Origin of the sequence: Vibrio metschnikovii CIP 69.14 (assembly GCF_000176155.1) — a bacterium.
Classification (GTDB): domain Bacteria; phylum Pseudomonadota; class Gammaproteobacteria; order Enterobacterales; family Vibrionaceae; genus Vibrio; species Vibrio metschnikovii.
In genome coordinates this window covers 34038-48127 of record NZ_ACZO01000004.1, presented here as the reverse complement: position 1 = coordinate 48127, position 14090 = coordinate 34038, and the positions used below count along the sequence as shown (strand labels likewise).

Annotated in this window: 11 protein-coding genes; 8 read left to right on the top strand and 3 right to left on the bottom strand. The window is 43.7% G+C overall.

Annotated elements, in window-relative coordinates; translation table 11 throughout:
- Positions 1-192 precede the first annotated feature (192 nt).
- The 3 genes from prfB to vpsR all read left to right on the top strand — a co-directional run bounded on the left by prfB (position 193) and on the right by vpsR (position 4585).
- A protein-coding gene (gene prfB, locus VIB_RS01375; RefSeq protein ID WP_115152517.1) for a peptide chain release factor 2 occupies positions 193-1291 on the top strand; the annotation gives its coding sequence in 2 pieces (ribosomal slippage) (positions 193-267 and positions 269-1291; 1098 coding nt in all).
- Between the two features lie 32 nt (positions 1292-1323).
- A complete protein-coding gene (gene lysS / locus VIB_RS01370; RefSeq protein ID WP_004394138.1) occupies positions 1324-2856 on the top strand; it encodes a lysine--tRNA ligase in 1533 nt (510 codons plus the stop codon).
- Positions 2857-3256: 400 nt separating this feature from the next.
- Positions 3257-4585 carry a cyclic-di-GMP-binding transcriptional regulator VpsR gene (gene vpsR / locus VIB_RS01365; protein WP_004394137.1) on the top strand — a complete coding sequence of 443 codons (1329 nt, stop codon included), beginning with the start codon at positions 3257-3259 and terminating at the stop codon, positions 4583-4585.
- Positions 4586-4635: 50 nt separating this feature from the next.
- Here the strand turns inward: vpsR and VIB_RS01360 are convergent, their stop codons facing one another.
- Both VIB_RS01360 and mutH read right to left on the bottom strand, forming a co-directional pair.
- A complete protein-coding gene (locus tag VIB_RS01360; protein WP_004394136.1) occupies positions 4636-5670 on the bottom strand; it encodes an NADP(H)-dependent aldo-keto reductase in 1035 nt (344 codons plus the stop codon).
- Positions 5671-5891: 221 nt separating this feature from the next.
- On the bottom strand, positions 5892-6560 hold the full coding sequence (gene mutH, locus VIB_RS01355; RefSeq protein ID WP_004394135.1) for a DNA mismatch repair endonuclease MutH: 669 nt from the start codon (positions 6558-6560) through the stop codon (positions 5892-5894).
- Between the two features lie 620 nt (positions 6561-7180).
- Between mutH and rppH the strand changes: the two genes are divergently transcribed.
- The 5 genes from rppH to VIB_RS01330 are packed head-to-tail and all read left to right on the top strand — an operon-like array spanning position 7181 to position 12468.
- The gene (gene rppH / locus VIB_RS01350) at positions 7181-7699 is read left to right on the top strand and encodes an RNA pyrophosphohydrolase (protein WP_040903856.1); all 519 of its coding nucleotides are present in this window, start codon (positions 7181-7183) and stop codon (positions 7697-7699) included.
- A 1-nt stretch (position 7700) separates the two neighbouring features.
- The gene (gene ptsP / locus VIB_RS01345) at positions 7701-9947 is read left to right on the top strand and encodes a phosphoenolpyruvate--protein phosphotransferase (RefSeq protein ID WP_004394134.1); all 2247 of its coding nucleotides are present in this window, start codon (positions 7701-7703) and stop codon (positions 9945-9947) included.
- A 17-nt stretch (positions 9948-9964) separates the two neighbouring features.
- Positions 9965-10762 (top strand): sulfite exporter TauE/SafE family protein, encoded by a 798-nt coding sequence (locus VIB_RS01340; RefSeq protein WP_004394133.1) that lies wholly within the window; start codon positions 9965-9967, stop codon positions 10760-10762.
- 30 nt (positions 10763-10792) lie between these two features.
- A complete protein-coding gene (gene lgt / locus VIB_RS01335; protein WP_004394132.1) occupies positions 10793-11620 on the top strand; it encodes a prolipoprotein diacylglyceryl transferase in 828 nt (275 codons plus the stop codon).
- A complete protein-coding gene (locus VIB_RS01330; RefSeq protein WP_004394131.1) occupies positions 11617-12468 on the top strand; it encodes a thymidylate synthase in 852 nt (283 codons plus the stop codon). Before lgt ends, VIB_RS01330 begins: the two co-directional genes overlap by 4 nt.
- Positions 12469-12654: 186 nt before the next feature.
- Here the strand turns inward: VIB_RS01330 and VIB_RS01325 are convergent, their stop codons facing one another.
- Positions 12655-13803 carry a Na/Pi symporter gene (locus VIB_RS01325; RefSeq protein WP_004394130.1) on the bottom strand — a complete coding sequence of 383 codons (1149 nt, stop codon included), beginning with the start codon at positions 13801-13803 and terminating at the stop codon, positions 12655-12657.
- Positions 13804-14090 lie beyond the last annotated feature (287 nt).

The window sequence follows — 14090 nt, the reverse complement described above, 5'->3', positions numbered from 1 at the left end:
CCTCTAGGTACCGAAAGCGCTTAACCACCATCCATCCTAATGATGGTTAATGGCGGGTTGTCGCTAAAATCAAACTTTCCCCTCGGCGGAGTCGTTGACTCCGCCTTTTTTCTAGACAACTTTTCCTGTATCTTCGTCACATTTTTCAGTAGAATTCTGCGGTTAAATTCTATTCATAAAGTCAAAATAACTATGTTTGAAATCAATCCGATTAAAACCCGTATCCAGGACGTGTCACAGCGCACATCGATCCTCAGGGGGTATCTTTGACTATGACGCTAAGCAAGAGCGTCTAGAAGAAGTCAATGCTGAACTTGAACAACCTAATGTGTGGAATGAACCTGAGCGCGCACAAGCGTTAGGCAAAGAGCGATCTTCGTTACAAGCGGTAGTGGAAACCATTAACCAGCTTGAACAGGGGGTTGATGATGTCGAAGGTTTACTTGAACTGGCGATTGAAGCTCAGGATCAAGAAACGTTTGATGAAGTTTTGCCTGAACTCGAAGAGCTTGAAGCGAAACTCGCGCAATTAGAGTTTCGGCGCATGTTTTCTGGTGATCACGATGCTGCGCATTGCTACATTGATTTACAAGCTGGTTCTGGTGGTACAGAAGCTCAAGACTGGACATCAATGCTATTGCGGATGTATTTGCGTTGGGCGGATGACAAAGGCTTTAAGACCGAAGTGATTGAAGTTTCCGAGGGTGATGTTGCTGGACTTAAATCGGCGACTGTGCGTATTATCGGGGACTACGCTTATGGCTGGCTAAGAACCGAAACGGGAGTGCATCGTTTAGTTCGTAAATCCCCGTTTGATTCTGGCGGCCGTCGTCATACTTCTTTTGCTTCAGCATTTGTTTACCCAGAAATTGACGAAAATATTGCCGTAGATATTAACCCTGCAGATTTACGTATCGACGTATATCGTGCATCGGGGGCTGGTGGTCAGCACGTTAACACCACAGAATCAGCGGTGCGTATTACCCACGTTCCGACCAATACTGTGGTGCAGTGCCAAAACGATCGTTCTCAGCATAAAAACAAAGACCAAGCGATGAAGCAACTACGCGCCAAATTGTTTGAGTTGGAATTACAAAAACAAAATGCTGAAAAACAAGCCAATGAAGATGCTAAATCGGACATTGGTTGGGGAAGCCAAATTCGCTCTTACGTATTAGATGATTCACGGATCAAAGACTTGCGTACTGGAGTTGAGAACCGTAATACACAAGCGGTTCTCGATGGTGATTTAGATAAATTTATTGAAGCTAGCCTGAAATCAGGTCTGTAAGCTTTTTACCGACAAAACAAGGTACATGCAAAATGACTGATGCTGTTCAAAACGAAACGAATCAAGAGCAAATCGCGCAAGAAGAAAACAAACTAATTGCAGAGCGTCGTAGTAAGTTAGAGCACATTCGTAAAAGTTGTAAGGCGAACGGTCACCCGAATGACTTTCGTCGTGATAGCTTAGCGGGTGATCTACAAGCAGAGTTCGGTGAGAAGAGCAAAGAAGAACTGGAAGCACTCAATCATGTTGTTTCCATCGCGGGTCGAGTGATGGCTAAGCGTGGTCCTTTTTTAGTGATTCAAGAGACGTCTGGTCGTATTCAAGCTTATGCTGATAAAACGGTACAAGCTGAGCTAAAAGAAAAGTATCAAGGGCTTGATATTGGTGACATTATTGGGGTGAAAGGCGCTTTGCATAAGTCAGGTAAAGGCGATCTTTACGTGAACATTGAGCAGTATGAACTGCTTACTAAAGCGCTACGTCCATTGCCTGAAAAATTCCATGGTTTAACCGATCAAGAGATGCGTTATCGTCAACGTTACGTGGATTTGATTGTCAATGAAGATTCTCGTCAAGCGTTTGTCATCCGCTCTAAAGTGATGTCAGCGATTCGTAATTTTATGACTTCAAAACAGTTTATGGAAGTCGAAACTCCGATGATGCACGTCATTCCTGGTGGAGCCAGTGCACGTCCATTTATCACTCATCATAACGCGCTTGATATGCCAATGTATTTGCGTATTGCTCCAGAGCTTTACTTAAAACGTTTGGTTGTCGGTGGCTTTGATCGCGTTTTTGAAATCAACCGTAACTTCCGTAACGAAGGTTTGTCGCCGCGCCATAATCCAGAATTCACCATGATGGAATTCTATATGGCGTACGCGGATTATAAAGACTTGATGGATTTCACTGAAGAGCTACTGAGTACGGTTGCACTTGAAGTCCTCGGCTCAACGTCGATGCCTTATGGTGATGAAACCGTGGAATTTGGTGGTAAATACGCTCGCATGAGCATGTTTGAAGCCATCAAGCACTACAATCCTCAGCATGCGCAAATTCAAGCATTAACTGAAGATGATCTACAAAATCGTGATCTTATGGTGTCGATTGCCAAATCGGTTCATGTTGATGTCGAACCTTTCTGGACTTGCGGCCAGCTTCTTGAAGAGATTTTTGGTGAAACCGCAGAGCCGAAACTGATGCAGCCGACATTCATTACTGGCTATCCAGCGGATATCTCACCATTGGCTCGTCGTAGTGATGATAATCCATTCTTTACTGATCGCTTTGAGTTTTTCATTGGCGGTCGTGAAGTAGCAAACGGCTTCTCAGAACTGAATGATGCTGAAGATCAAGATGCACGCTTTAAATCACAAGTTGAAGCGAAAGAATCTGGTGATGATGAAGCGATGTTCTACGACGCAGATTATATTACTGCGCTTGAGCATGGTTTGCCGCCGACGGCAGGTCAAGGAATTGGTATTGACCGTTTAGTGATGCTATTGACTAATACGCATACGATTCGTGACGTTATTTTATTCCCAGCGATGCGTCCACAACAGTAATGGTTGATGATGATTTGAAAACCGCCTACGAGGCGGTTTTTTTATGCTTGATACTGGGGGGAGATGCATTGACGATGGTGTTAACGAGTAATGGATTGGTGTAATAAAGGCCGTGCGATCAAAAAAACCGTCATTACCCCTTCGTTTATGGGTGATATTTCCTATAGTCTTACTCGTGAGATAGATTCTATTTTAGAGTACCGCTAAGGTAGCGAAAACGATCTTTGCTTTTTGGCCAATTGGTGCGCTAATCCGATTGGTTAAGCGGGGCTTTTTGTCATCGTTAGTGGTATTGAGAGGCGGACCAAGCCCGTTTTGGTTGCCGACCGTATCTCCAAGCTGTATGGGTATCAATCAATTCAGCGCTGTATAACAATAATACTCATAAGGAAACCTGTTGATGGGCACTCAATTTCGGATGGATTGTGTTCCCGGTTCGCTGATTGTCGTTGGGGGCAGCTACGAACCGTGGTTAACCGTTTTAGAAAAGGCCGGATGGCGTTGCATGCAATGTGCTGATTTGCGTAAAGCAGACCAACAATTTACGAATACTGGGCCATGTATTGGTATTGTTGATCTTAGCCATGATGAATTTAGCTTAAATGGCATCGCTAATTTGGTGAGTAGCCATAAGCAGGTTCGTTGGTTGGCATTTATTCGAGAGTCTCAACTCAGCTCTGATACGATTTGCCAGTTTATCGTCAATTTCTGTATCGATTTTTTTACCGCGCCAATCCCTGATGCTCAATTACTGAGTACCATTGGCCATCAACTGGGTATGCTGCAATTAGAAAAAAAAGTATGGCCGAACTACGGTATTAATAACCAAATGGACTTATTGGGAGAATCACTGCCAATTAAACGGTTACGCGATCAAATTAAACGCATCGGGCCAACGGATGTCAGTATTCTTATCTCCGGCGAAAATGGAGTCGGTAAAGAAAGGGTCGCCAGAGCCATTCATAATACCTCTTCTCGCGCTCATCAACCTTTTGTCAGTGTTAATTGCCGAGCCATACCCGAACATCAACTTGAAGCCGAGTTATTTGGTATCGGACATCCCGATTCAATCCCCCCTCTTTTAGCGAAAGCTCATCAGGGGACACTATTACTCAATGACATCTTGGCCTTACCGAAACGACAACAGCTCAACTTATTGCATTTTTTCCAACAAGGGACCTTGCCGGCGTCAATTGGTGCAAAGGCGGTGGATGTCAGAATTCTAGCCACCCATACGACTGATATTGAAAAAGCCTTGATTGATGGTGATTTTAATGAAGAGCTCTATCATTACATTAATGTACTGCGGATTAATGTGCCTAGCTTGCGAGAGCGAGCGAGTGATATTGCACTGTTTGCTGGCCATTTTTTAAAGGAGTACTCCAAAGAGTACAACGCGCAAGCCCGCAGCTTTTCTGAGCAGGCGCTACAAAGTATGGAGCGATATGATTGGCCGGGTAACGTACGTGAGTTAATGAATCAAATTAAGCGAATGGTATTGATGTCTGATTCGATCATGCTTGATGAAACGCAGCTTGACCTACCTAAACGTGAAAGTAAAAGGACGTTAAAAAGTATTAAAGAGCGTTCAGAGCGAGAGGCATTAGTCCAAGCGTTAGAGTCTCATCGAGGACAAATCACTCATGCGGCAAGAGAGTTGGCCATATCCCGAGCGACCATGTATCGTCTCTTGAATAAGCATGGCTTACTCTCTGATTCGATTTTTTAGTGGTCAGCCGTTAGGTTCCTGAAAAAGAACCTAACGGTGCTGTATCGCGTTTATGGGCAGGGATTCGAGTATTGAATGGCAATCTGGTTGATTTTACCAAGCAGCTCTTCGCTCAGCACAACCTCTACGCTATCAATATTGGCTTTTAATTGCTCAAGCGTCGTTGCCCCAATGATATTAGCGGCGACAAACGGTCTTTGATTAACAAAAGCCAGCGCCATCTGTGCGGGATCCAAATCAAACTCATGCGCTAAATCAACATACGCTTGTGTCGCGGCTATTCCTTGTGGCGTGAAATAACGCTGAAAACGTTCGTATAAAGAACAGCGTGCACCACTAGGGCGTGCACCATGTAAATATTTACCACTCAAGGCACCAAATGCCAATGGAGAGTAGGCCAGTAACTTAACGCCTTCGTGATGACTTATCTCTGAAAGCCCGACTTCAAAACTACGATTCAGTAAGTTGTAAGGATTTTGGATAGAGACCATGCGTGGTAAATCGTGTTTCTCCGCCAGACGAAGATACGTCATTAATCCCCAAGGTGTTTCATTTGAAACGCCGATGTAACGTACTTTTCCCATCCGAACCAAATCGTTCATTGCTTCTAGGGTTTCGATCAAGGTGATCTCTTCTTGAGTTTCTGGATAAGGGTAATTGAGGAGACCAAAGGTATTGGTTTGACGTTGCGGCCAGTGTAATTGGTAGAGATCGATATAATCAGTTTTTAAGCGACGTAAACTATCGTCGATCGCTTGATGAATATTACGATGATCCAGAGCCATTTTATCGCGAATATAACTGACACTACGTGGGCCTGCCACTTTGGTGGCGAGAACGACTTTTTCGCGTTTCGCCGATTTCTCTAACCAGCGGCCGATGTACTCTTCGGTTAGGCCTTGGGTTTTTGCGCTGGGTGGGACAGGGTACATCTCAGCCGTGTCGATAAAATTGACGCCACGTTCAAGAGCGTAATCGAGTTGCTGAAAGGCCTGTGCTTGATCATTTTGTTCACCAAACGTCATGGTACCTAAGCAAATTTTACTTATTTCTAATGTTGAATGCGGTAATTTTGTATATTGCATTGTACTTCCTTGTTACCGTTAAGCTCCCTTACCTCTAGTCGGCGCTTCGTAAAACCGAGGGACGGAAAGTCCTCGTTTGTCGTAAACGCTCAGGATTTCGGGAGATAGAAACTGAATAGATTGATTCCACTATAATCCAAGGGATAGGGTAAAGTCACTGCCCGTTTCACCTTAAACGTAGAAGAGAAGGGATCACCCGTTGACAGTTTGGTGAGCATGGCTTAATACAGATAATGCTGTTGGAGTATTTGCGCGGTAAATTGAGTACGCAGATAAAAACCACGTGGCAACGTTCGGATAGGGCGACCATTGGCGCCATAGGCTTCGGTTAACGCTCGGCTATTAGCGGCTTTCGGCCTAAGTTGTAATACTTCACCATGTCTTGCGGTAATGTCAGCAATTTTACCGAGTACAATAAACTCCATCAATTCTTCCCAATCGGCTTTTAATTGTGCTTCTTCTGTAGCTGAAGGGCTCCAAATCAGAGGCGATCCTACTCGACGTTCCGCTAACGGGATCTCCCGCTCTCCTTGAACAGGGATCCATAACACCCGCGACAATTTTTGCCGGACATGACTATTTTCCCATGTCAGTCCTTGGACACCGGTTAACGGTGCGACGCACACAAAGGTGGTTTCAAGAGGCTTACCAGTATAACCAATCGGAATGCTTTTTAGCTCGATACCTAAATCGGCAAAGTCTTGTTGCGGTTTACTGCCAGCACTTGCGCCTAAATGCCACTCTAATAGTTGACCCACCCAACCTTTATCTTTTTTTAGATCCGCAGGAACTGGAATCCGCGCATGCTCAGCAAGTTCTGCAAAACTCAGTCCTGCAATGTGTTGTGCTCGATAAAGAAGCTCTTGTTCACTTTTAGGTTCTAATGGCATAGGAAAGGCACTGAGGTAAAAGTCCTAGTGTAACAAAAACTCCTTTCCGGGAGTAATAGACTCTTTACGATGAAGTGATGAAAAGATCATCATTAAAAGTTATCCACAACCGAACCTAAATAATCGTCGATAGTTAGGGTTTATCTAATTCATGTATGAATAAACAGGGTTTTCACTAGCGATATGAGCGATGAAAAACCAATGTTAGGCTGATAAATTCATTCAAGTGTGGATAACCACACATTTGATGGATCTTTGAGCGGCGTAGTTATACGTTTGATCTTTCCCTCGATATTCTAAGTGTTATATTTTAATTATTTTCATCTTTTTGTTTTTTAAGGTTTATTTCTCGTTTTATTTTTTGTTGTCGGTTTAATGATAGGATTAAATGTAGCATTTCTTTCCTAGCTCTTCGTTTTCTTCACATGGTTATTCACAGAAAACGTGAATAAATGTGCTCTGTCTCTCATTCTGTTGTTGATAACTATAGGAATGAGTGAAAGTTATGCAGTTTTCTCTTGATCGTTAATAAATCTCGCCTGAATCACACGAGTTCGTTTGCTCCTGCTGGGGATATGTGGAAAAATCAACATCATTAAGATTTTATGAGAGGTTTGCCAGTGATCGATGGCGATGGTTACCGACTCAATGTAGGTATTGTGATTTGTAACAACCATGGTCAGGTATTCTGGGCGAAACGATATGGACAACACTCATGGCAGTTTCCTCAAGGGGGAATTGATGAGGGTGAATCTCCCGAACAAGCAATGTTTAGGGAGCTTTACGAAGAGGTTGGTTTAACGAAGAAAGATGTCAAAGTCATTGCCACTAGTCGTCATTGGTTAAGATACAAATTACCAAAACGCTTAGTGCGATGGGACTCTCAACCTGTCTGTATTGGACAAAAACAGAAATGGTTCTTACTGCGTCTGGAATGTGATGAATCAAAAATCAACATGCAACGCGGTAGTACCCCTGAATTTGATGGTTGGCGCTGGGTAAGCTATTGGTATCCAGTTAGGCAAGTTGTGTCTTTTAAGCGTGATGTTTATCGGCGAGCAATGAAAGAGTTTGTCTCTTTAGCCATGCCGTTTAAGGAACGTAAAATAAAAGGTAAACGAAAAAACCGTAGGGGATAACATGCTCTCTCAGCTAAGGGATATTGTTGAACAAGTATCAAAAGTGGAAGATGTTTATCAAGCATTGGATATTTTTGTCAAACAGACGTGCATAGCGATGAGCACCGAGTGTTGTACGGTCTACTTAGCAAATGAAGAGATGTCTCGCCTCGAGTTAATGGCGACGCAAGGGTTAAAATTCAAAGGCGATAAAATTCATATTGGCTTTGATGAAGGCTTAGTGGGTTTAGTCAAACGCACCGCTGAGCCGATTAACCTTGCTAAAGCGTCACAACATCCTAATTTTAAATATTTTAAACAACTGGGAGAGGAGGTTTATCACTCTTTTCTTGGTACGCCCATCATTTATCGTAAACAAGTGTTGGGAGTTTTGGTGGTACAGCAAAAATCGCCCCGTCTGTTTAGCGAGATGGAAGTCTCTTTCTTGGTGACGCTGGCGGCTCAGTTAGCGGTGATCATTGCCCACTCACAAACGCAAGGACACTGGCTGTTATCTAAGAAACAACAGTCTGTCAGTGGCATCGCTGCTTCAACGGGAGTCGCGATTGGTGAGTTATGGTGGGATGACTCTCAACCGCAGTTAACAGACGTCTCTCCCGCCTCAACCTTAGATAAAGAGAGAGAACAAGCTTGGTTAACGCGGGCAATTGAAAATGCGTTGAATGATTTTCGTAAGTTACGTAAAAAGCTTGATAACGATATCAATAAAGAAGCGCTGGCGATTTTCGATTTATTTACCCACTTACTCAATGATCCGATGTTGCGTAATGATCTGAAAGCGCAAGTTCTGAAAGGTGATCGCGCTGACTGGGCGGTGCGCCAAGTTGTCGAAAGCTATTCCAACCGCTTTGCTCGTATGTCCGATGCTTATTTGCGTGAGCGTTCACAAGACATACGTGAACTGGGGCAGCGGTTACTCTATTTTCTTTACAATACAGAACATGAACAGCAGCAGTTAGATAAACCGATTATCTTAGTGGTGCGAGAGCTAACCGCATCGATACTGGCGGGGTTACCAAAAGATAAGTTATTGGCCGTGGTCTCTTTAGAGGGGGCAGCCAATTCACATGCCGCCATTTTATCTCGCGCGTTGGGTATTCCAGCGGTGATGGGTGTGTCACTGAACTTAAAGCAAGTGAATGGCAAAAAAGCGATTGTTGATGGTTACAGTGGTAAGTTATATCTTTCTCCTAGTAAGCCTATTCTCGCTGAATATCGTGCGCTGGCTTATGAAGAGCGACAATTGGCACAAATGGTCAATGAGGCCATTTTAGAGCCCGCATTAACCGAAGATGGTGTGCAGATTGAGTTACTATTAAATGCGGGGTTAAGCGCTGATACGAATATTGCCATTAACCAAGGCATTGATGGTATCGGGCTCTATCGCACCGAAATTTCTTTTTTACTTCAACAGCGTTTACCTTCTGAAGAAGAGCAAATTCAGCAATATCGAGCGGTCCTTGAAGGCTATCCCGAGCAGCCCGTCGTGATGCGGACCTTAGATATTGGTGGTGATAAACCGCTTCCTTATTTACCCATTGATGAAGATAATCCATTTTTAGGCTGGCGTGGTATTCGTTTTACTTTAGATCACCCCGATATTTTCTTAATTCAATTACGAGCGATGCTGCGAGCCAGTAGTGGCCATGATAATTTGCGTATTTTGTTGCCGATGATTTCTGGGGTAAAAGAGCTTGATGATGCGAGGCGATTTATCGAGCAAGCCTATCAAGAATCGATCAAAGTCGATGCCAGCATTGTCAGACCTAAAATCGGTATTATGCTTGAAGTGCCTTCCATGCTCTATCTATTGCCATTGATTGCTAAGAAAGTCGATTTTATTTCAGTAGGAACCAACGATTTAACGCAGTATCTTTTAGCGGTTGATAGGAACAATACTCACGTTTCTGATGTCTATGATTCAATGCATCCTGCAGTGATTATGGCATTGAAACAAATTTCGCAAACCTGTCAGCAGTATTCTTTACCTGTCTGTGTCTGTGGTGAGCTAGCGGGGGATCCTTTTGGTGCTTTATTACTCATCGGTTTAGGCTACTCAACTCTGAGTATGAACGCATCGAATGTGGCTAAAGTAAAGTATTTGGTTCGCCATTCGGCAAGGCGTGAATTACAGTTATTGGCTGATAAAGCCTTGATGCAATCGTATGGTCATGACATTTATAATATGATGCTCACCCATTTTGAAACGAAAGGCTTCGCTGGATTTGTGCGGGCTGGTAAAAAATAAACAAATAGGACGCCACTGTGGGTATTGAGTTCATTCTTCTGCTAATTATATTAGGTTCTGTCGTTGGATTGTTGGCTGGTTTATTGGGCATTGGTGGTGGGCTATTAGTGGTTCCTGCCCTGCTGTTTTTGTTACCGAAAATGGGTATTAATCCAGAGATTGTTATGCATATTGCTCTGGCGACCTCTTTAGCGACGATCATCATCACCTCTATTTCCTCTGCGTTGAATCATCTTAAATTGGGTAATATCGATTTATTTGTTGTTAAATGGCTGCTGCCGGGCGTGCTTACTGGTGGTTTTTTAGGCTCAGTGGTTGCCGAGTGGATACCGAGCCATTATCTACCTAAAGTATTTGGTGTTATCGTTTTAGCTCTCGCGCTGCAGATGGTGCGTTCTTCGATGCAAGCCCGTTCAACACGGCCGATGCCGGGAGCAATAGTGACGTTATTATCAGGGAATGGGATCGGGATTATTTCTACGTTAGCGGGAATTGGCGGCGGATCATTGACTGTGCCTTTCCTCAATCACCACGGCGTTGAGATGCGCAAAGCAGTGGGTTCATCGGCGGTGTGTGGTTTGGTGATTGCCATTTCTGGTATGTTAGGTTTTATTTTGCATGGTTATCGAGTCGAAAACTTACCTGAGTACAGCTTAGGTTATGTGTATCTTCCTGCATTATTAGCCATTGCTTCCACCTCAATCTTGACTACTCGGATCGGAGCAAAATTAGCGTCACGATTACCGACGGTCACGTTAAAACGTTTTTTTGCTTTTTTCCTGATGCTCGTAGCAATAACGATGTTGTTGCAATAACTTTTTATCTAAGACAGAGAACGTTACTTTATGTCTCAAGGCTATCTTACTTTTCCTAATATTGATCCGGTGTTGTTTTCTATCGGTCCACTTTCTGTGCGCTGGTACGGAATGATGTATTTATTTGGCTTCTTATTTGCGATGTGGTTAGCTAATCGTCGAGCCGATAAGCCAGGCAGCGGTTGGACGCGTGAGCAGGTTTCAGATTTGCTTTTTGCTGGCTTTTTAGGGGTCGTGATTGGAGGACGAGTTGGTTATGTTCTTTTCTATAACTTTGAACTTTTCTTAGCCGATCCCTTGTATCTGTTTAAAGTATGGACTGGTGGAATGTCTTTCCACGGTGGTTTACTGGGCGTGATAACGGCGATGTTCTGGTACGCTCGTCGTCAGCAACGTACTTTTTTTGGTGTTGCTGATTTTGTCGCTCCTTTAGTGCCGTTCGGTTTAGGCATGGGGAGGCTCGGTAACTTCATGAACTCTGAACTGTGGGGAAGAGTGACCGATGTTCCTTGGGCGTTTGTTTTCCCGAATGGGGGGCCATTACCGCGCCATCCATCGCAACTTTATGAATTGGTTTTAGAAGGGATTGTACTGTTTTTTATTTTAAATTGGTTTATCAAAAAGCCGCGTCCTCTAGGCGCCGTTTCTGGGCTATTTTTGATCGGATATGGTACATTCCGTTTCCTTGTCGAGTTTGTTCGCGAACCGGATGTGCAACTCGGTTTGTTTGGTGATGTGATCTCCATGGGACAAATTCTATCTACGCCGATGATTATCTTCGGAATGATATTAATGGTATGGGCGTATCAACGCCAAATGTATCAAGATAGTCCGCAAAAAAGTAAGGTTGTAAAGTGAAGCAGTATTTAGACCTTTGCCAGAGAATTGTTGATCAAGGCATCTGGGTTGAGAACGAACGAACCGGTAAACGCTGTCTGACCGTGATTAATGCCGATCTCACTTATGATGTCGCAAATAATCAGTTTCCCTTAGTCACGACACGAAAGAGTTTTTGGAAATCAGCGGTTGCTGAGTTGCTTGGCTATATTCGTGGCTATGACAGTGCCGCAGATTTTCGTCAGCTAGGTACCAAAACATGGGATGCGAATGCGAATATGAACGCGGCTTGGCTCGCTAATCCTTATCGTCAAGGTGAAGATGATATGGGGCGAGTTTATGGCGTTCAAGGGCGAGCATGGACTAAACCCGATGGTGGCCATATTGACCAACTGAAAAAAATTGTTGATGACTTAACGCGCGGTATTGACGATAGAGGAGAAATTCTCAATTTTTACAATCCGGGTGAGTTTCACATGGGCTGTTTGCGGCCGTGTATGTATAGTCATCACTTTTCTTTGTTGGGCGATACACTCTATCTAAACAGCACTCAACGATCGTGTGATGTCCCGCTTGGACTGAATTTTAACATGGTTCAAGTGTATGTTTTTTTGGCAGTTATGGCGCAAATTACCGGTAAAAAACCGGGCTTGGCTTACCATAAAATTGTTAACGCGCACATTTATGAAGACCAACTGGAATTAATGCGTGATGTTCAATTAAAGCGTCACCCATTACCGGCTGCCCAGTTCCACATTAATCCAGAGATTCGTTCACTGGAAGATTTAGAAACATGGGTAACCCTTGATGATTTCTCGGTGACCGATTATCAGCATCATGATCCGATTCAATATCCTTTCTCAGTCTAGTGGTGGGTTCTTATCTATGTGTAGCGTGAGATAAGAGCCAACGCCGAGAAAGACGATCACTAAAGATAAGCGTGGTGAGTCTTGGTGAAGCGTTGATTGAAACATGAGTCGATGAATAATAACAAAGCCGCCAAGCACTATGCTTTGGCGGCTTTGTTGTTTTGGCGTAGTCGATAACGCTAAGGACTAGGTTGTCAGTGTGAGAACCGATCCAGGAAGAAGAACAAAGACCATGAATAAATAGAGTGCAACCGAAGCTTTATTCTTTACCGCACGGTCTGAAATCCAATCTGCTCCTTTCAGTGGAAGCTCACGTAAAAATGGAATGCCAAAGATTAAGAGTGTTGCACTGATATTAAACACCAAATGCACTAAAGCAATTTGTAAGGCAAAGACCGCAAATTCACCAGAGACCGCGGTTGCGGCTAGGAGCGCCGTAATACAAGTTCCGATGTTGGCCCCAAGGGTGAAAGGATAAACATCACGAACTTTTAACACTCCTGAGCCAACCAAAGGTACGATCAAGGTTGTCGTGGTGGTGGATGATTGGACCAAAACCGTAACGACGGTACCTGAAGCGATACCATGTAAAGGACCTTTGCCTATCGCGCTTTTCAAAATATCGCGAGCGGGGCCGACCATCAGTTTTTTCATTAATTTACCCATCATCAGTATCGCGACAAAAATAATACTGATCCCGAGTACAATCATGCTAACCCCGCCCCAGACATTACCGAATACGCTAAGCTGGTCTTGCAGCCCATTAACGATAGGTTTAGTCACTGGACCAATAAAATCGAGGCCTTTGACGCTCATATCACCCGTTGACATAAGAGGAGATACTAGCCAATAAGAGATTTTTTCGAAAATCCCAAACATCATCTCTAAAGGTAAGAAAATAAGTACGGCGAGCAAATTGAAAAAATCATGAATGGTTGCGCTAGCAAATGCTCGTTTAAACTCATGCTTACAGTGAACATGGCCTAAGCTAACCAGTGTGTTGGTGACGGTTGTACCAATATTGGCACCCATGACCATCGGAATGGCAATCTCAACGGGTAACCCTCCCGCGACTAAACCGACAATAATTGAGGTGACGGTACTGGATGATTGAATTAAGGCTGTGGCGACTAAGCCAATCATTAAACCGGCGATAGGGTGAGCGGCAAAGGCAAAGAGCGCTTTGGCATGCTCTCCCGTTGACCATTTAAATCCGCTGCCGACCATTGCTACGGCGAGTAACAATAGATAGAGCATCAGTGCCAAGTTAATCCAGCGTAGCCAACGTGTCATTGCTAAGCTTGGCACCGCTGTGGATGTCGCTTGGTTTATCATGGGGTTCTCCATTGACCGGATAAGTATTTGAGGTCTGTTGTTGAATCTGCCCGCGATGTTAGATGACAAATATTTCAGTAATATTACAAAGGAGGGGTTAAGTCAGTGTTTGGTTAATATGATGGATTTTAAGGTCTTATTTCTTTATTAACTAGATAATATTATTGAGTTTTTGAATTTGTATCTGGATGTGTTTTCGTCGAGAAAATGATGCTCTTTATGTCTGAACGATGACGGTTTGTTTTTTTTAATTCGTTAAAATGAAGAATGTTTTAGTAAATGTTTCG

Excerpts from the sequence above, each read along its gene's own strand:
- lysS (WP_004394138.1), top strand. The coding sequence starts at position 1,324 with ATGACTGATGCTGTTCAAAACGAAACGAATCAAGAGCAAATCGCGCAA.
- vpsR (WP_004394137.1), top strand. The coding sequence starts at position 3,257 with ATGGGCACTCAATTTCGGATGGATTGTGTTCCCGGTTCGCTGATTGTC.
- VIB_RS01360 (WP_004394136.1), bottom strand. The coding sequence starts at position 5,670 with ATGCAATATACAAAATTACCGCATTCAACATTAGAAATAAGTAAAATT.
- mutH (WP_004394135.1), bottom strand. The coding sequence starts at position 6,560 with ATGCCATTAGAACCTAAAAGTGAACAAGAGCTTCTTTATCGAGCACAA.
- ptsP (WP_004394134.1), top strand. The coding sequence starts at position 7,701 with ATGCTCTCTCAGCTAAGGGATATTGTTGAACAAGTATCAAAAGTGGAA.
- lgt (WP_004394132.1), top strand. The coding sequence starts at position 10,793 with ATGTCTCAAGGCTATCTTACTTTTCCTAATATTGATCCGGTGTTGTTT.
- VIB_RS01325 (WP_004394130.1), bottom strand. The coding sequence starts at position 13,803 with ATGATAAACCAAGCGACATCCACAGCGGTGCCAAGCTTAGCAATGACA.